The sequence below is a fragment of the Micromonospora kangleipakensis genome (assembly GCF_004217615.1).
Classification (GTDB): Bacteria; Actinomycetota; Actinomycetes; order Mycobacteriales; family Micromonosporaceae; genus Micromonospora; species Micromonospora kangleipakensis.
In genome coordinates this window covers 1,401,863-1,417,776 of record NZ_SHLD01000001.1, presented here as the reverse complement: position 1 = coordinate 1,417,776, position 15,914 = coordinate 1,401,863, and the positions used below count along the sequence as shown (strand labels likewise).

The 15,914-nt window shown below is 74.1% G+C and carries 20 protein-coding genes and 1 riboswitch; of the genes, 6 read left to right on the top strand and 14 right to left on the bottom strand.

The window, feature by feature from the left end; translation table 11 throughout:
* Positions 1–48: 48 nt before the first annotated feature.
* The 10 genes from EV384_RS06915 to EV384_RS06870 form a co-directional block, all read right to left on the bottom strand.
* Positions 49–489, bottom strand: coding sequence for a hypothetical protein (locus EV384_RS06915; RefSeq protein WP_130331182.1), 441 nt, complete (start codon positions 487–489; stop codon positions 49–51).
* Between the two features lie 17 nt (positions 490–506).
* A complete protein-coding gene (locus EV384_RS06910) occupies positions 507–1,007 on the bottom strand; it encodes an EndoU domain-containing protein (RefSeq protein ID WP_242623965.1) in 501 nt (166 codons plus the stop codon).
* 6 nt (positions 1,008–1,013) lie between these two features.
* Positions 1,014–1,508 carry a WXG100-like domain-containing protein gene (locus EV384_RS06905; RefSeq protein WP_130331180.1) on the bottom strand — a complete coding sequence of 165 codons (495 nt, stop codon included), beginning with the start codon at positions 1,506–1,508 and terminating at the stop codon, positions 1,014–1,016.
* Between the two features lie 3 nt (positions 1,509–1,511).
* A complete protein-coding gene (locus EV384_RS06900) occupies positions 1,512–1,835 on the bottom strand; it encodes a hypothetical protein (protein WP_130331178.1) in 324 nt (107 codons plus the stop codon).
* Positions 1,835–2,257 carry a YbaB/EbfC family nucleoid-associated protein gene (locus tag EV384_RS06895; protein WP_130331176.1) on the bottom strand — a complete coding sequence of 141 codons (423 nt, stop codon included), beginning with the start codon at positions 2,255–2,257 and terminating at the stop codon, positions 1,835–1,837. Before EV384_RS06895 ends, EV384_RS06900 begins: the two co-directional genes overlap by 1 nt.
* Positions 2,258–2,428: 171 nt before the next feature.
* The gene (locus tag EV384_RS06890) at positions 2,429–2,932 is read right to left on the bottom strand and encodes a hypothetical protein (RefSeq protein WP_130331174.1); all 504 of its coding nucleotides are present in this window, start codon (positions 2,930–2,932) and stop codon (positions 2,429–2,431) included.
* 218 nt (positions 2,933–3,150) lie between these two features.
* Positions 3,151–3,324 carry a CsbD family protein gene (locus EV384_RS06885; RefSeq protein ID WP_130331172.1) on the bottom strand — a complete coding sequence of 58 codons (174 nt, stop codon included), beginning with the start codon at positions 3,322–3,324 and terminating at the stop codon, positions 3,151–3,153.
* A gap of 120 nt (positions 3,325–3,444) precedes the next feature.
* Positions 3,445–5,700 carry a heavy metal translocating P-type ATPase gene (locus tag EV384_RS06880; RefSeq protein ID WP_130331170.1) on the bottom strand — a complete coding sequence of 752 codons (2,256 nt, stop codon included), beginning with the start codon at positions 5,698–5,700 and terminating at the stop codon, positions 3,445–3,447.
* Between the two features lie 14 nt (positions 5,701–5,714).
* Positions 5,715–6,683 carry a hypothetical protein gene (locus tag EV384_RS06875; RefSeq protein ID WP_130331168.1) on the bottom strand — a complete coding sequence of 323 codons (969 nt, stop codon included), beginning with the start codon at positions 6,681–6,683 and terminating at the stop codon, positions 5,715–5,717.
* 34 nt (positions 6,684–6,717) lie between these two features.
* Positions 6,718–6,927: a heavy-metal-associated domain-containing protein gene (locus EV384_RS06870; RefSeq protein WP_130331166.1), complete on the bottom strand. Its 210-nt coding sequence runs from the start codon at positions 6,925–6,927 to the stop codon at positions 6,718–6,720.
* A 114-nt stretch (positions 6,928–7,041) separates the two neighbouring features.
* Here EV384_RS06870 and EV384_RS06865 point away from each other — a divergent pair, with 114 nt between their 5' ends.
* Both EV384_RS06865 and EV384_RS06860 read left to right on the top strand, forming a co-directional pair.
* Entirely contained in the window at positions 7,042–7,341 is a 300-nt protein-coding gene (locus EV384_RS06865; RefSeq protein ID WP_130331164.1) for a metal-sensitive transcriptional regulator, read from the top strand.
* 140 nt (positions 7,342–7,481) lie between these two features.
* Positions 7,482–7,697, top strand: a complete 216-nt coding sequence (locus tag EV384_RS06860; protein ID WP_130331162.1) for an SHOCT domain-containing protein — start codon at positions 7,482–7,484, stop codon at positions 7,695–7,697.
* Between the two features lie 90 nt (positions 7,698–7,787).
* Here EV384_RS06860 and EV384_RS06855 read toward each other — a convergent pair whose 3' ends face one another.
* A complete protein-coding gene (locus EV384_RS06855; RefSeq protein ID WP_242623964.1) occupies positions 7,788–8,432 on the bottom strand; it encodes a DUF305 domain-containing protein in 645 nt (214 codons plus the stop codon).
* An 80-nt stretch (positions 8,433–8,512) separates the two neighbouring features.
* Complete coding sequence (locus EV384_RS06850) at positions 8,513–8,995, bottom strand: hypothetical protein (protein WP_130331160.1); 483 nt, start codon at positions 8,993–8,995, stop codon at positions 8,513–8,515.
* A 221-nt stretch (positions 8,996–9,216) separates the two neighbouring features.
* Here EV384_RS06850 and EV384_RS06845 point away from each other — a divergent pair, with 221 nt between their 5' ends.
* Complete coding sequence (locus tag EV384_RS06845; protein WP_130331158.1) at positions 9,217–10,548, top strand: YibE/F family protein; 1,332 nt, start codon at positions 9,217–9,219, stop codon at positions 10,546–10,548.
* A gap of 154 nt (positions 10,549–10,702) precedes the next feature.
* Positions 10,703–10,833, top strand: a riboswitch (cyclic di-AMP (ydaO/yuaA leader).
* A gap of 4 nt (positions 10,834–10,837) precedes the next feature.
* Positions 10,838–11,860, top strand: a complete 1,023-nt coding sequence (locus tag EV384_RS06840; protein ID WP_130331157.1) for a coiled-coil domain-containing protein — start codon at positions 10,838–10,840, stop codon at positions 11,858–11,860.
* Between the two features lie 70 nt (positions 11,861–11,930).
* Here the strand turns inward: EV384_RS06840 and EV384_RS06835 are convergent, their stop codons facing one another.
* The gene (locus EV384_RS06835; RefSeq protein ID WP_130331156.1) at positions 11,931–12,602 is read right to left on the bottom strand and encodes a carbonic anhydrase; all 672 of its coding nucleotides are present in this window, start codon (positions 12,600–12,602) and stop codon (positions 11,931–11,933) included.
* Positions 12,603–12,832: 230 nt separating this feature from the next.
* Between EV384_RS06835 and EV384_RS06830 the strand changes: the two genes are divergently transcribed.
* A complete protein-coding gene (locus EV384_RS06830; protein WP_130331155.1) occupies positions 12,833–13,162 on the top strand; it encodes a helix-turn-helix transcriptional regulator in 330 nt (109 codons plus the stop codon).
* 80 nt (positions 13,163–13,242) lie between these two features.
* Positions 13,243–14,478: a type VII secretion-associated serine protease mycosin gene (mycP, locus tag EV384_RS06825; RefSeq protein ID WP_242623963.1), complete on the top strand. Its 1,236-nt coding sequence runs from the start codon at positions 13,243–13,245 to the stop codon at positions 14,476–14,478.
* A 62-nt stretch (positions 14,479–14,540) separates the two neighbouring features.
* Here the strand turns inward: mycP and EV384_RS06820 are convergent, their stop codons facing one another.
* Complete coding sequence (locus EV384_RS06820; protein WP_130331153.1) at positions 14,541–15,908, bottom strand: WXG100 family type VII secretion target; 1,368 nt, start codon at positions 15,906–15,908, stop codon at positions 14,541–14,543.
* Positions 15,909–15,914: the final 6 nt, after the last annotated feature.

Below are 15,914 nucleotides of genomic sequence, written 5' to 3'. Positions count from 1 at the left end.
GTCGCCGCGTCGACCGTCACCCACGTCACGTACCGGGTGTTGCGCTGATCAGAACAGCCGACCCCGGTACGGGTGGGTGAGGCCCCACTTCTCCTCCCACCGCAGCAGGGCCGCCTGCCATTCCGGAAGGTCGGGACGGTACTCACGGATCAGCTCCCGCTCCGGCAGGCTCACCAGGTAGCGCCAGTAGCTCTCCAGGGCGTCCCGGACCTCGTCGACCGTGTATTCGCCACGCTGGTGCTCGAGCCACTGGTTCTGCAGCAAGACGCCCTGCTGGGTGAACTCCACCTCGAACTTGTCACTGCTCCACTCCTCGAACGGCGCCCGCCCAGCCGCGACATCATCGATCATGGCCAGGCCGTCGAGGCAGACCAGGAACTGGCGCGAGATGTCGGTGATCAGCCAGACCCCGAGGGTTGTGTACCGAGCGTCCTTCACCTGGTACGCCGGAAGGTTGAACTGGTTGAGGGAGAAGGTGATGAAGGTCAAGGCAAGCCTTCCGAGGATCAGAGGACGGGCCACCCGTGCGTGAAGCCGTCGGGGCCATCGTAGAAGCCCTGGATGGTCACCTCTCGGTACGTGCCGATCCAGGTCCCGTCCGGCTGTCGGACGGCATTCTGGAAGGCCCCGCTGATGGCATTGTCCACCTGCGCGGGGGTCCAGTCGTCCGGGAAGAAGGTGCTGACCCCGCCGTTGCCGGCCTTGGGCTTCCACTCACCGTGCGGCGGATTGCGGGTCGGGTCGAAGAACTCGGGTTCCGCCTCGTACGCTCCGTTCGTCGGGTGCCGGTTGACCGTGCCGGGCCTGATTCTGCGGCCGGGAAAGTCCTGACCGCCGGGTCGATAGTGATAGCCGGAGCCCTTGGTGAGGCCGGGTCGGACATGCCCGCCGAAGACATGGTCGACGAAGTGCGGCTTCATCCGGCCCGGCCGGTTGCGCCCCTTGGTCTTCTTCAGGAAGCGCAGCGCGGCCCGCATCAACCGCCCGCCGGCCTTACCTCCGCTCATCCCCGGTCACCCGTCGATCAGCTTCCAGATGACCTCTTGGATGAGGTTTCCGACGATGGTCCGGGCGAGTTGCTGGAAGACCGGGATCTCCAGCAACGATGCGCCGAAGGTGACCGCGGCCGTGGCGACCGCCTGGGCGATCTGGATGGCGAGGACCACCAGTTGCACGATCACCGCGATCTTCAGCGCGAGGACGATCGCGCCGCAGATGATCAGGCCGGTGCCGGTGAGCACGGCGGCGGTCACGCCGTCCCGGAGGCTGTCGGCGGGGCTGTCCTCCTTGGTCCACCAGGCCTGGAAGGCGCTGACGTCCTGCCCGGCGTGGGTGGTCCAGACCGCGCTCGCGCCGGTGTCCGCCTCGGCGACCACCCCGGCGAGAGTGCCGGAGAAGCCGATCCAGGCGTTCCCCATCTCGAAGAGCCGGGTCTCGTCCGCCTCGGGCCAGGTGTAGCCGAGGACGCCCAGCAGCGAGCGCAGCTCGCCGGGAAGTTCGAGGCCCACCGCTCAGCCTCCCAGGCCCTGCTGGAGGCCGTCGAAGCCTTTCGTGATGGCGGCCTCGACCTGCGCGTACCGGGTGGCCATGCCGGTGAGGTCGGTGCCGGCGGCGGCGATCTCCTGCAACGCGCTGTCGAAGCAGTCGAAGGCGAAGGCGGACACCTCGTCGTGGGCCGCGCCGATCAGCGAGCCGATATCGTCCGACCCCCAGGGCCGGCCGAAGCTCTCCAGCTCCGCGCGGAACGCCGCCAGCGCCTCGGTGAAACGGGTGGCGACGCCCTCCAGCGCCCGCCCCGAGCCGCTCAGCCCCTCCGGGTCGATCTGGAGCGCCATCACTTCCCGCCCTGGCGGGCGAGCCGATCCTGGGCCTCGATCAGGGAGTCGGTGAACTTGGTGAGCTGCCGGCCGGCGTCCTCCTGGATCCGCCGCAGCTGGTCGCCGAGCCCACCGAGGTCGACCTGCCCCGGCACCGCGCCGGCCGCCTTCTCCTGGAGGTCGGCGAGCGCCCCGTTGACCGCCCGGGTGATCTCCTCGGCGAGCGACTCGCTCGCCATTCGCATGACCCGGGGGTCGAGGGCGAGCGCGGTGACCCGACCGGGCGGCGCCACGGCCGCCCGGACCATGCCGTCGGCGGCTTCTCCCACGCCCTCGGGCGGCACCACGTCGTCCTGCGGGCCACCGCCGAACTGACCGAGCGCGGACATCGTCTCGGACAGCAGGCGGCCGAGACCGGACGGATCGATCGGGTCTGCCATGGCGCGGCTCCCTCCGTGGTCGGGGTCACCTCGCATCCTAGGTCCCGGACGCGAACCGCGATGACCGCCGGTGGGCGGGAGTCGACATTCCGATATGGACGACGGTATGCGCCGGCCGGGCCGGCGCAAGGGGTCGGCGGGGTGCTGCCCCCGGCCAGAGTGGACGGAAGGTCAGGCGCGGCACTCCTCGGTGAGGCGCCGCGGGATGCCGACGAAGGTCGAGGTGAGCCACTTCGCCGGCGCGGCCGACCTGGCACCGGCGTCGATCCGGTCGGCGGTGTCGGTGATCAGGGCCTTGATCTCGGGGTCCCGCGCCCGGGCGGCCTGGCCGCGCACGTCGTCGGCCAGGTCGGCGAGGTTGGCCTTGAGCTCCGCGTTCACCTGCTCCGGGGTGAGCTCGCGGCGGGACGCCGCCGCGGAGTCGTCGGCGATCTCCCGGCTGCCGGCGATGATCAGCTTGTCGACGCTGGCGCACACCGCCGCGGTGTTCGCCGCCGTCGCCGGGGAGGGCGCGGCGGTGGCGGCGGGGGTCGCGGTGGCCACGGCGGAGGCGCTGGGCGCGGGGGCCGTGGCGCCGGCCGGGGCCGCGCTCTCCTCCCCGGTGGACTGGCAGGCCGCGGCGAGCGTGGTCAGCGTCACCAGGGCGGCGGTACGGATCGCGGTGGTACCGGTCATGGTTCTCCCCGTACGGTCGGTGGCCGTCCCACGGACGGTCCTCGGTCAACCGGGGCTCACTGTCGTGCTGCCGCCCGCGCCCCGATCAGATCGAGCGGCGACAAACCATCCTGCCAACGCGGCGACGCCTCGGCAGGACGCGCCCCGGCCGGGACGTCGGGCCGGGCGCGCAGCACGCCGGGCCGGCGGTTGCCGGCCCGGCGTGCGAAAGCCGTACGTCAGCTCTTGAAGGCGTCCTTGATCTTCTCGCCGGCCTGCTTGAGGTTGGCGCTGGCCTGGTCGTTGCGACCCTCGGCCTCGAGGCGCTCGTCGTCGGTGGCCCGACCGAGGCCTTCCTTGACCTTGCCCGCGGTGTTCTCGGACGCGTTGTCGATCTTGTCGTCGATACCCATGCGAACCTCCACTCAGCGGTTTTCGCTACGCCCCCGATGTACCCCCGCGTCCGGTTGCTCAACCCTCCGTCACCGGCGGTGCTCACCGACGGTGAGCAGGTGGGCCCGCCGGCGCTGACGTCAGCCGACCGGCCGGAACCGGCGCAGCCGCAGGCTGTTGGCCACCACGAAGACCGACGAGAAGGCCATCGCCGCCCCGGCGATCATCGGGTTGAGCAGGCCTGCGGCGGCGAGGGGCAGGGCGGCCACGTTGTAGGCGAAGGCCCAGAACAGGTTGCCCTTGATGATGCCGAGGGTCCGCCGGGAAAGCTGGATCGCGTCCACGGCGGCCGTCAGGTCGCCGCGGACCAGGGTCAGGTCGGACGCCTCGATCGCCACGTCGGTGCCGGTGCCCATGGCCAGCCCCAGGTCGGCCTGGGCGAGCGCGGCGGCGTCGTTGACCCCGTCACCGACCATCGCCACCGTCCGCCCCTCGGCCTGGAGCCGCCGCACCACGTCCACCTTGTCCGCCGGCAGCACCTCGGCGATCACCTCGTCGACGCCGACCTCGGCGGCCACCGCCTTCGCGACGGTGGCGTTGTCGCCGGTCAGCAGCACCGGGGTGAGCCCCAGCCCGCGCAGCCGGGCGACCGCCGTCCGACTGGTCGGCTTGACCACGTCGGCCACCGCGAGGACCCCACGGGCCCGGCCGTCCCAGCCGGCGAGGACCGCCGTCCGTCCGGCGGCCTCCGCCTCGGTCACCGTCCGCATGACCTCCTCCGGTACGTCCAGACCCCGCTCCCGCAGCAGCCGGAGCCGCCCGACCACCAGCTCGCGGCCGTCGACCGACCCGGTCACGCCGAGCCCCTCGACGTTGGCGAACCCGGTCACCGCCGGCAGGGCGCCCGCGTCGACGGCGCCGGCGGCGACGGCCCGGGCGATCGGGTGCTCGCTGGCGGCCTCCAGCGCGCCGGCCAGCCGGAGCAGCTCGTCGGCGTCCTGACCGGCGGCGGGGAGCACGTCGACCAGGGTCATCCTCCCGGTGGTGACGGTGCCGGTCTTGTCCAGCACCACGGTGTCGACCTGTCGGGTCGACTCCAGCACCTCCGGACCCTTGATCAGGATGCCGAGCTGGGCGCCCCGCCCGGTGCCGACCAGCAGCGCGGTCGGCGTCGCCAGGCCGAGGGCGCACGGGCAGGCGATGATCAGCACGGCCACCGCCGCGGTGAAGGCGGCGGTCGTCCCGGCGCCGGTACCGAGCCACCAGCCCAGCGTGCCGACGGCGAGAGCGATCACGATCGGCACGAAGACCCCGGAGATCCGGTCGGCGAGCCGCTGCACCGCCGCCTTGCCGGTCTGCGCCGCCTCGACCAGCTTCGCCATCTGGGCGAGCTGGGTGTCCCCGCCGACCCGGGTGGCCCGGACGACCAGCCGGCCGCCCGCGTTGACCGTCGCGCCGACCACGGTGTCGCCCGGCCGCACCTCGACCGGCACCGACTCGCCGGTGAGCATGCTGGCGTCGACCGCGGAGGAGCCCTCCTCGACGACGCCGTCGGTGGCGACCTTCTCGCCGGGCCGGACCACGAACCGGTCCCCCACCGCGAGCTGGTCGACCGGGACGCGGACCTCCTGGCCGCCCCGGAGCACCGCCACGTCCTTGGCGCCCAGCTCCAGCAGGGCGCGCAGCGCGGCGCCGGCGGTCCGCTTCGAGCGGGCCTCGAAGTAGCGGCCGGCGAGGATGAAGACGGTGACCCCGGCCGCCGCCTCCAGGTAGATGTTGCCGGCGCCGTCGGTGCGGGTGATGTCGAAGCGGAACGGGTGGGTCATCCCGGGCATGCCGGCGTCGCCGAGGAAGAGCGCCCAGAGCGACCAGCCGAACGCGGCCAGGGTGCCGAGCGACACCAGGGTGTCCATGGTCGCCGCGCCGTGCCGCAGGTTGATCCAGGCGGCCCGGTGGAACGGCAGCCCGCCGTAGACCACGACCGGGGCGGCCAGGGTCAGCGAGAGCCACTGCCAGTAGTCGAACTGCCAGGCCGGGACCATGGCCAGCAGGATCACCGGCACGGCCAGGGCCACCGACACCCACAGCCGGGTACGCAGTCCGCGCAGCTCGTCCACCGGCTCGGCGGCGGTCTCCGCCCCGGCCGGCCTCGACGGCGGCGGTATGACGGCGGTGTATCCGGTCTTCTCCACGGTGGCGATCAGGTCGGCCGGGGAGACCTCGTCGGGGTACCGAACGGTGGCCTTCTCGGTGGCGTAGTTGACCGTGGCCTCGACGCCGTCCATCCGGTTGAGCTTCTTCTCGATCCGGGCGGCACAGGACGCGCAGGTCATGCCGCCGATCGCGAGTTCGATCAGGTTCGGGGCGACCGGCAGGGACTTGGCGGTCGATGTCATCGCGGCACCTCCTGTCAATTGTGCCCGTGACCGGGGGCGCCGTGGCCGGCGTCGGCGGTCGGCGTGGTCGTGGCGGCCGGCGCGGCCGTGGTCGCCGGGACGCCCGGGTCGCCGGCCACCACGGTGAACTCGGCGGTGTGCACCGCGTCGCCGTGCCGGAAGTCCAGGTAGAGGCGGTAGCTGCCGGCCGAGGGCACCTCGGCGTAGAAGGTCACCGCCGGCCCCGCCGCGGTGCGCCCGTCGCCGGGTGCGCCGTCCGGGTGCACGTGCAGGTACGCCAGGTCGCCCTGCCGCAGCGCGACCAGGTGCCCGTACGCCCCGAGGTAGGGCTGGAGGTCGGTGACCGGCTGCCCGTCCCGGCTGACGGTCAGGGTCAGCTCGGCGGTGCGGCCGGGCTGCGGAGCGCCGGCGAGGGTGACCGTGTACCCGTCGACGGTGGTGCTGGTCGCCGGCGCGGGCAGCGGCCGGGCCGCCAGCGCGCCGGGCACGGTGACGTCGACTCCGAGGGTCAGCGGCTCCCCGCCGGTCGGCGTGAAGTCGGCGAACGCCCGCCAGGCGCCGGGGCCGGCGAGCGGCGAAGCGACCCGCCAGGTGCCGTCGGCAGCCAACTCCGGGTGGACGTGCCGGAAGCCGGAGAGGTCCCGGCGGGCGACGATCAGGTGCATGCGCTTGTCGTGCGCCACGTCGTAGCGGGTGACCGGCGCGCCGTCCGGGCCGGTGATCCGGAAGGCGAACTCGCCGGCCGGTGCGGTCACCGGTTGCATCGTGTAGCCACGGTCGGAGACGAGCAGTCCGCCGGGCAGGTGGCTGGTGGTGGCGGCGCCGGTCGGGTGGTCGCCGTCGGCGTGACCGGCGTCGGTGGCGTCGTGGCGGGTCGCGACGGCGGGGGTGTCGGGGCCGGCCACCTGGCCGACGCCGTACGCCGCGCCGAACACCGCCGCGAGGCCGAGGGCGAAGCCGCTCAGCTTCGTCGCTGTGTTCATCGTGATACCTCGGTTCTCCAGGTCCGCGGACCCGTCACGCCCCGACGAGGTCGTAACCGGCCTCGTCCACGGCGGCGTGGACGGTGTCCGTGTCCAACGGGCTCTCGCTGGTGACGGTGACCCGGCCGGAGGCCAGGTCCACCTGGACGTCGCTGACGCCCGGGATCGCGCCGACCTCGGCGCCGACCGAGCTGACGCAGTGCCCGCAGGTCATGCCCTGGACCTGGTAGGTGGTGGTGACCATCGCAACTCCCCTTCCGCCGTTCCCATGCTATCCCAATTACCGGTACCCCCTTGGGGTATCAGCAACTGATCAGGACCGTACCATACCCCCGAGGGGTACGCTATCCTGGACGTCATGACCGCACCGACGACCCCGACCCGGGGCTACACCGCCAGCAAGGACCAGCTCCTCGCGCGGCTCCGCCGCATCGAGGGCCAGGTCCGCGGCATCGAGAAGATGGTCGACGACGACCGGTACTGCATCGACGTGCTCACCCAGATCTCCGCCATCCAGGCCGCCCTCGACAAGGTGGCGCTCGGCCTGCTCGATGGGCACGCCCGGCACTGCATGCACGAGGGTGCCGCCGAGGGACGGGCCGACGAGATGGCCAGCGAGATGATGGCCGCCGTCGGCCGGCTGATGAAGCGCGGCTGACCCGGGACCTCCGACCCGTACGCCGGGTCTCCCGACCCGGTTCCGCCGCACCCGGTTCGCCGTAGGGTCGAGGTGGCGACCGGTACCGGCGCCCTCGGCGCACCGGACCGGCCGACCCTCGGCACCGCGGGAGGGCAGCCATGATGTGGAACGGCCCGATGATGGGCTGGATGTGGATCTGGTCGCTGCTGGGGCTGGCAGTCCTGCTGGTCCTGGTCTGGTTGACGGTGCGGCTGACCGGCGGTCAACTGGGCTGGACCACGCCCTCCTCGGCCCGGCGCATCCTCGACGAGCGGTACGCCCGCGGCGAGATCGACGAGGAGGAGTACCGCCGTCGTCGCGCCGGCCTGACCTGAGCCGGCCGGCCCGCCCCCGACGACCCCGCTCCGGCCGACCCCACCGGATGCCCGGGCCGCGCGGCGGACCAGGCACCCGGCAGGTGCGGCTCAGAGCCGGTCGAGGACCTTTTTCATGGTGTCGATCTCGCTCCGCTGGGCGGTGACGATCCGCTGGGCGAGGGCCCTGGCGTCCGGGTTGGCGCCGCTCGCGATCTCCTCCTGCGCCATGGTGACGGCGCCCTCGTGGTGGGCGATCATCATGGTCAGGAACTGCCGGTCGAAGTCGACCCCGGAGGCCGTCGCGAGCTTCGCCAGGTCGGCCTCGGACATCATGCCGGGCATGCCGTGATCCATCCCCGGCATGCCCGTGCCGTGCCCCGCGCTCGCGGACGGGCCGGGCACGCCCCACGCGGCGAGCCAGCCGGTCATGGTGGCGATCTCCGGCGCCTGGGCTGCCTTGATCTGCCCGGCCAGCTTCTTCACCTCCGGGTCGGTGGCCCGGCTGTCGGCGAGTTCGGCCATCCGCACCGCCTGCTCGTGGTGCGGGACCATCATCCGGGCGAACATCACATCCGCGTCGCCGAAGGACGCGGAGGCCGCCGGGGCGGGCGTGCCGGTGCCGCCCATGCCCGGCATGCCGTGGCCGGAGCCGGACGTCGAGTGGTCGGCGTCGCCGCAGGCGGCCAGGGCGAGCGCGGCGAGGGCCGTCGCGCCGGCCAGGGCGGCACGACGCGCGATGATACGAGTGGACACGGGAAAGACCTTTCGGTGTCGGAACGTACGCAGCGGACAGCGGGACGCGGGTCACCGGACGGTCACCCGCGTCGGGCCTCCTATCTGCGCAGCACCGACACCGTCGCCAGGCGCAGTCCCCACGGTCGGGGCGGCGGGGCCCGCGGTCCGCAGGCGGGTCGCCGCGACCCGCGGGCGGCCCGTCCGACGGTCCACGGCCCGGCCCGCAGCAGCACGGCGACGAGCAGCGCCACGGCGAACGCGCCGAGCACGGCCAGGCAGACGCTCCACCCGGACCGGTCCGCGCCGGGACCGGTCAGCGGGAGCGCGCGGGCGTGGCAGCCGGCACCCGGGCAGTCGGCGACCGCGCCGACCGCTGCGCCGACGGTCGCGGCCGGCTCGGCGAGAACCGCCGGAAGGGCGAGATGGTGCCCGGCGGGCTGCGTCGGATGACCCGCCCGGTGCCCGCCCGAGGCGTGCGCGCCGTGGCCCAGGGTGTGCATGGTGGCCAGCCCGACCAGCGTGCTGAGCAGCAGCAGGAGCCGGACCCACCGCCCGGTCGTCACCGCCGCCTCCGTCCGCACGACGACCACGTTAGCCTCCCGGGTCGTACCGATCGGGAGGAACCGCCCGGATCCACGGGCCCGGCCGCGCGCCCCGCCGCCCGGCGGGACCGCGGGCCGGCCTGACTAGCATTCCCAGCGACGGCCCCGGCGACTGCCGCACCGGCGGACGCCTCACCCGGCCGGTGAACCGACCGGCCCGGTGACACGTACCTCGCCTGAGAATCGTTGGGAGACTCACCATGGGCGCCGACCACACCCGTCCCGCCCCGTCCGCCCCGCCGCGGGTACGACGGATCCTCGTCGCCACGGTGGTCCCGCTCTTCGTCCTCACCGTGCTCGCCGCGCTGGTGCTCTGGCCGCGGGACACCCCGGCACCGGAGCGGGCCGCGGACGTGCCCCGGTACCACGGCACGGTGACCCGGGTGGTGACCGTGCCGTGCCCGCCGGCGGCGGAGGTGCCGGAGGGCGTCCCGGGCGGCTCGGCCGGGCCCTGCGGGACGGTCGGCGTCGCGGTCGAGCAGGGCCCGGACGCCGGCCGCCAGGTGGAGACGCCCATCCCCGCCGGCCCCGGCGCGCCAACGGTCGAGGTCGGCGACCGGATCATCCTGGTGGAGCTGGTGGATCCGGCCGATCCCGCGACGAAGAGCTACAACATCGCCGAGCACCAGCGGGCCACGCCGCTGATCTGGCTGGCGGCGCTCTTCGCCGTCGCCATCGTCGCGTTCGGCCGCTGGCGGGGGCTGGCCGCGCTGGGCGGGCTGGCCGCGAGCTTCGCCATCCTGCTGGGCTTCGTGCTGCCGGGGATCGGCGGCGGCCAGCCGCCGCTGCTGGTGGCGATCGTCGGCTCGGCGCTGATCATGTTCGTGGTGCTGTACCTGACGCACGGGATCACCGCGCAGACCTCGGTGGCGGTCCTCGGCACTCTCGGCAGCCTGGTGCTGACCGGCGTCCTCGGCACGCTCGCCACCGCGGCCACCCACCTGACCGGCTTCGGCAGCGAGGACGCCACCACCCTGTCGATGTTCCAGCACGATGTCGACCTGCACGGGCTGCTGCTGGCCGGGATCGTCATCGGCTCGCTGGGCGTGCTGGACGACGTGACGGTCACCCAGGCGGCCACCGTCACCGAGCTGGCGCACGCGAATCCGGGGCTGTCCCGGTTGCAGCTCTACCGGGCGGCCACCCGCGTCGGCCGCGCGCACATCGCCTCCACGGTCAACACCATCGTGCTGGCGTACGCGGGCGCCTCGCTGCCCCTGCTGCTCCTGCTCGTCGCCGACTCGCGGGCGGTGAGCGAGATCCTCACCAGCGAGTTCATGGCGCAGGAGATCGTCCGGAGCGCGGTCGCCACGATCGGCCTGATCGCCGCCGTACCGCTCACCACCGGCTTGGCGGCCCTGGTGACCACCGCCGGTCAGGGCGGGGCCGGCGGGCCCGCCGTGCCAGCGTCCCGTCCCCCCGCGGAGCCGGATGCCGCACTGGCGGCGCTGAGCGCGCCACGCACCGGCGCCGCCCCGGGCGCCGCCGGCGGCGGGACCGGACCGCACGGGAGCACGGACATCGCATGGTGACACTCCGGAGCGTGACCGCCGGCGCCAAACGCGACGCTGGTCACGGAGCTGCCCGTCGAATTACCGCTTTTAGTCGGCTTCCGGACGTAGATCCTCGGGACGACTCTCGGGTAACCTCGCTGCCGGTCACCGCCGAAGGCGCGCAGCGGCGCCTGCGGTGCCACCGCCCAATCGCCGTACGGCGAGCCGGGGAACCAGGTACATGGGGTGTATCCGCGCCAGCGGTAGGGGCCACTTCCGTCCCGAACCCGTCAGCTAACCCGGTCGGCGGTCGAGGGAAGGGAACACTGTGACGGCACCCCTGCGCCGCTGGTTGATACCCGTGGTGGCCGTGCTCACCGCGTTCGTCATCGTCGCCGGCCCCACCCCGGCGATCGCGGCGCCGACGACGCCCCCCACCCCCTCGGGGCATGCGGAGGACGAGGAGCAGCCGCTCATCACCGATGTCATCGAGGCCGCCAACCGCGGCTACGTGCAGGCGAAGAGCCGGCTGGCGAAGTCGAAGCAGCGCCAGCTCCAGCTGGGCACGGAGGTGCGCGCGGCGCAGAACCAGCTGGACGCCCTGCGTCCGCAGGTGACCCAGATCGCGGCGCAGTCGTACCGGACCGGGCGGATCGGCGCGGTGGCCATGCTGCTGGAGAGCAACACCCCGGACTCGTTCGTCCGGCGGGCGGCCGCGCTCGACGAGCTGAACATGGTCAACGCGCAGAAGCTCGCCGCGGTCAACGCGGCCAAGACCCGCGCCGAGCAGGCCAAGCTGGCGCTCGACGCCGAGGTGCGCGAGCAGCAGAAGCAGGCGAACGCGATGGCCCGGGAGAAGAACGAGGCGGAGAAGGCGCTCGCCCTGGTCGGCGGGAAGGGCTTCACCGGCGGCCTGGTCTCGGCCACCTCGCCGGTCGCCCGGATCGGTCCCGGCCGCACCGCCGACGGGGACTGGAAGCCCGAGTCGTGCAGCGAGAACGATCCCACCACGTCCGGCTGCATCACGCCGCGCACGCTGCACGCGTACAAGGAGGTCAGGCGGGCCGGCTTCAACCGGTTCGCCGGCTGCTACCGACCGGGCGGGCCGTGGGAGCACCCGAAGGGCAAGGCCTGCGACTGGTCGCTGCAGAACAGCGGGTTCGCCCCCTGGCACAACAACGACACCCGGATGTACGGCAACAACGTCGCCGCCTTCCTGATCCGCAACGCGGACCGGCTCGGCATCTACTACGTGATCTGGAACCGGCAGATCTGGTTCCCGGCGACCGGCTGGAAGTCCTACAGCGGGCCTTCCAACCACACCGACCACGTGCACATGTCGCTGCTCTGATCGACGACGTGCCCGGCCGAGGGGCCGTCCCGCCGATGCGGGACGGCCCCTCGGCCGTTGCGTGGGGGCGTCAGCCGCCGACGGCGGTGGGCGCGGCGCGCTCGACCTGCGCGGGGGGCGGCATGGTCGCCGCACCCGCCGGGACCGTCGCCACCGTCCGCACCTCGCCCGCGCTGAGCTGGTACGACATGCCGACCACCGCGCACCGCCCGGCGGCCACCTCAGCGGCCAGGACGGAGGAGTTGGCCAGCAGCGCCTCGACGGTCCGCGCGATGTGGATGTCGACGATGCCGTCGATCTCCTCGACGCCCTCCGCCGCCGCCCGGCGCAGGCTCGGCACCACGGCGTCGACCAGCGCGCCGAGGTGCCCGGCGGGGGTCCTGCCGGTGGTGACCGCCTCCCGGGCGGCCTGCACCGCGCCGCAGGAGTCGTGCCCGAGCACCAGCACCAGCGGCGTGCCGAGCACCGTCACGGCGTACTCGACGCTGCCGAGCACCTCGGGGCCCGCCGTGTGGCCGGCGGTCCGGACCACGAAGAGGTCGCCCAGGCCGCGGTCGAAGATGATCTCGGCGGCGAGGCGGGAGTCGGAGCAGCCGACGACCACCGCGAAGGGGTGCTGCCCGTCGGCGACGGCCGCCCGGTGGCCGGCGTCCTGGTTGGGGTGGCGCGGAACGCCGGTGACGAACCGGCGGTTCCCGGCGTGCAGTTCGGCGAGCGCCTGCTCCGGAGTGGTCGGGGTCAATTCCCTCACCTCGTCCTCGCGCGAAACGACCTGGTCAGCCGGGCCGGCGGCGGAGGCGGCCTCAGCACCCACCGTCACACGCAGCCAAAGGTACGTCAAGCTTTACGTGATACAGATTTCATACATTGAGTGGGACTTGACGGCGGCCCGAGTGCGGCCGCCACGGCCGCGGCGGCCCGGGGCAGCCCGGGCGAGGGCAGGGGTCGGAAACCCGAACGAGGGGCCATACGATGACGCACATGGCGACGACAGCAGGCCAGAACGGGAGCAGCCGGAACTGGACGTTCCTCACCAACCACGGGCACGTGCTGCTGGCCATCGCGCGCAACCCCACCGCCCGGCTGCGCGACGTCGCCGACGAGGTGGGGGTTACCGAGCGGGCCGCCCAGGCCATCGTCGCCGACCTCGAGGCGGGCGGCTACCTGCGCCGCACCCGGGTGGGCCGGCGCAACGAGTACACGGTCAACCCGAGCGGCCACTTCCGCCATCCGGCCGAGGCCGACCAGCAGGTCGGCGCCCTGCTCGCCCTCTTCACCGCCGAGCCCGCCACCGAATCCTGAACCGGGGCGGTGGGCGGGCCGCGGTCGGCCCGGGCGCTCCCGTGACCGCGCGACGGGCGCAACGGCGGTAATCTCACCGCGTGCGCGACAGCTTGCGGCCGGACGGGACGACCTTGCGCGCCCGTACCGGGCACCGGTCCCGGTCCGTCCTCTGTGGAGCGGTCGCGGCGCTGCTCGGCACACTGCTGGTGGCCCCGCCGCCCGCGGCGGCAGCGCCGAAGTGCGGCCGGCCCGGCGGCCCCGGCCCGACCGAGGCCCCGTGGGCACTGCGCCGGCTCGACCCGTCGTCGGCATGGCGGATCACCCGGGGCGAGGGCGTGACCGTGGCGGTGGTGGACTCCGGCGTCTCGCCCACCCACCCCCTGCTCAAGGGCCGGGTGCTCGGGGGTGGTGACTTCAACGGCCTGGCCCAGCTCCGGGGGCAGTGCGACCTGGCCGGCCACGGCACCATCGTGGCGGGCATCATCGCGGGCCAGGAAGGGACCGGCGCACCGTACAGCGGCATCGCGCCCGAGGCCCGGATCCTGCCGGTACGGGTGCTGGCCTCCACCGAGCGCACCACCGACGAAGCGCTCCCCGCCGAGATCGCCGAGGCGATCCGCTGGTCGGTGGACCACGGCGCCGACGTGGTCAACCTCTCCCTCGTGACGCTGGACCGGCCCGAGTTGAAGGACGCGATCGACTACGCGCTCCGCATGCGGGTCGTCGTGGTGGCCGCCGCCGGCAACCGGCAGGAGAACCAGCAGGACCAGCCGGCGTACCCGGCCGCGTACCCCGGCGTGATCGCCGTGGCGGGAGTCGACGCGCAGGGCGGCCACGTCGGCACCTCGGTCGCCGGCGACTACGTCGACATCGCCGCGCCCGGACTGGACATCGTCGGCCCCGCCCCGCAGGGAGCGGGCTACCTCGCCGAACCGCAGGGCGGCACCAGCTTCGCCGCCGCGTACGTCTCCGGGGTGGCCGCGCTGGTCCGCGCCGCCCACCCGGAGCTCGCCCCGGCCGACGTCGCCTTCCGGCTGACCCGGACGGCCGACAACCCGCCCGACGGGCACAACGCCGAGATCGGGTACGGGGTGGTGAACCCGTACCGGGCGGTGACCAGCCTGCTGGGCACCCGGACGGACCCGCCGCCCGGCGCGCTGGCGGAGCCGGCCCCGCCGGCCGACCCGCTGGACTGGCAGCGCACCGTGGCGGTCTGGGTGGCCGCGGCCGGCGCGCTCCTGGCGGGCGTCCTGCTGGCGGTCCGGCCCGTCCTGGCCCGCGGCCGCCGGCGGGGCTGGCGACCCGGACGCCGCTCGACGCCGCTCGACGCCTGACCGTCGACATCGGAACGCGCGACGGCGCCGCCCACGTCACCGTGGCCGGCGCCGGTCGATGATCAGCGCAGGATGCCCGGCGTGCCGCCGCTGTCGGCGCCCCAGATGTCCTCGTCCTCCTCCAGCCAGGTGTTGCGGGAATTGTCCTCCTCGCCGTACCCGGCGCCGCCTCCGTGCCCCATGCCGGCCGTGCCGCCCCGGGCACCGGCGCCCCGCGCCCCGCCGGCGGCACCGGCCGCGCCGCCCCGGGCCGCGCCCCGGCCACCGCCCCCGGCCATGCCGCCGCCCATGCCGGGCGCCATGCCGCCCGGGCCGAGCTTGCCGCCCGCCCCCAGCTTTCCGGCACCCGCGCGGCCACCGGCGCCGCGACCGCCGGCGCCGGCCATGCCGCCGCCGCCCATCATCGGCGGCAGGCCGGGGCTCACCGCCCGGCCGATGCCGCCGCCGCCCAGCCCGCCACCGCCGAGCCCACCGGCGCTGCCGCCGAGGCCGGTGCTGCCGGGCAGCCCGCCGCCCGAGCCGAAGCCGGAGCCGAGCCCCGGCGCGGTCGCGGTGCCGGCGCCGGCCAGCCCGGTGCCGTAGTCGCCGCCGGTGCCCGTGGACGGGTACCCGGTGGAGGGGGTGTAGCCGGTGCCGGTCGACGGAGTGTAGCCGCCGCCCGAGGTGAGGTCGGGGTGCGCGCTCGACCCGACGCTCGGGCCGCCCGAGCCGAGGTCGGGCATCTTGCCCGCCGAAGCCGACGGGCCGCCCAGGCCGCCGGCCGAGGGCGTCCCGCCGATCCCCGGCACGCCGCCGCCACCGCCGGTGCCGGGGCCGGTGCCCAGGTTGGGGATGTCCGGGCGAGGGCTGGTGACGCTGCCGCTCGGGCCGCCGCTCGGCGACTCCAGGACGCGGTCCTGGTAGTCGCCGTTGACCCCGTTGTAGACCTTGCGGGCGTCCTCCTCCTGATCGGAGAACCAGCCGGACACCCAGTCGCCCAGCTCACCGATCTTCTCCATCGGCCAGCTGCCCATCAGGTCCGCCTTGACCCGGGTCTCGAAGAGACCCGCGCCGATCACGACCTCGCCGTTACGGGCCGCCAGGACGTCCCCGACGCAGGCGGACGGGATGGGCATGCTGTCCTGGGCCGCCTGGAGCTGGCGGGCGGCGGTCTCCAGGTTGGTGACGATGCTGACCCGGTCCCGGCCCGGCTTCTCGGCCGCGTCGACCAGGCCGCCGGCCTGCTTGGCCAGGGCCTCGACGTGCGACTTGAACGCCTCGTAGGCCGGCCCCTTCCAGACCACGCCGAGGTCCTTGACGTTCTGCTGAAGGCTCTCCTGGACCTGCCCGATGTTCTTGAGCAGCTCCTTCCAGCCGAGCGCGGCGCTCTGCACCTTGTCCGGCCGGCCCGCCACGAGCACCTCGCGGGCCATCTGCTCCCAGTCGGCCATCTCCCC

Coding starts and splice junctions, on each gene's coding strand:
- EV384_RS06910 (WP_242623965.1), bottom strand. CDS start 1,007: ATGAGCGGAGGTAAGGCCGGCGGGCGGTTGATGCGGGCCGCGCTGCGC.
- EV384_RS06900 (WP_130331178.1), bottom strand. CDS start 1,835: ATGGCGCTCCAGATCGACCCGGAGGGGCTGAGCGGCTCGGGGCGGGCG.
- EV384_RS06895 (WP_130331176.1), bottom strand. CDS start 2,257: ATGGCAGACCCGATCGATCCGTCCGGTCTCGGCCGCCTGCTGTCCGAG.
- EV384_RS06890 (WP_130331174.1), bottom strand. CDS start 2,932: ATGACCGGTACCACCGCGATCCGTACCGCCGCCCTGGTGACGCTGACC.
- EV384_RS06885 (WP_130331172.1), bottom strand. CDS start 3,324: ATGGGTATCGACGACAAGATCGACAACGCGTCCGAGAACACCGCGGGC.
- EV384_RS06880 (WP_130331170.1), bottom strand. CDS start 5,700: ATGACATCGACCGCCAAGTCCCTGCCGGTCGCCCCGAACCTGATCGAA.
- EV384_RS06875 (WP_130331168.1), bottom strand. CDS start 6,683: ATGAACACAGCGACGAAGCTGAGCGGCTTCGCCCTCGGCCTCGCGGCG.
- EV384_RS06870 (WP_130331166.1), bottom strand. CDS start 6,927: ATGGTCACCACCACCTACCAGGTCCAGGGCATGACCTGCGGGCACTGC.
- EV384_RS06865 (WP_130331164.1), top strand. CDS start 7,042: ATGACCGCACCGACGACCCCGACCCGGGGCTACACCGCCAGCAAGGAC.
- EV384_RS06860 (WP_130331162.1), top strand. CDS start 7,482: ATGATGTGGAACGGCCCGATGATGGGCTGGATGTGGATCTGGTCGCTG.
- EV384_RS06845 (WP_130331158.1), top strand. CDS start 9,217: ATGGGCGCCGACCACACCCGTCCCGCCCCGTCCGCCCCGCCGCGGGTA.
- EV384_RS06830 (WP_130331155.1), top strand. CDS start 12,833: ATGACGCACATGGCGACGACAGCAGGCCAGAACGGGAGCAGCCGGAAC.
- EV384_RS06820 (WP_130331153.1), bottom strand. CDS start 15,908: ATGGCCGACTGGGAGCAGATGGCCCGCGAGGTGCTCGTGGCGGGCCGG.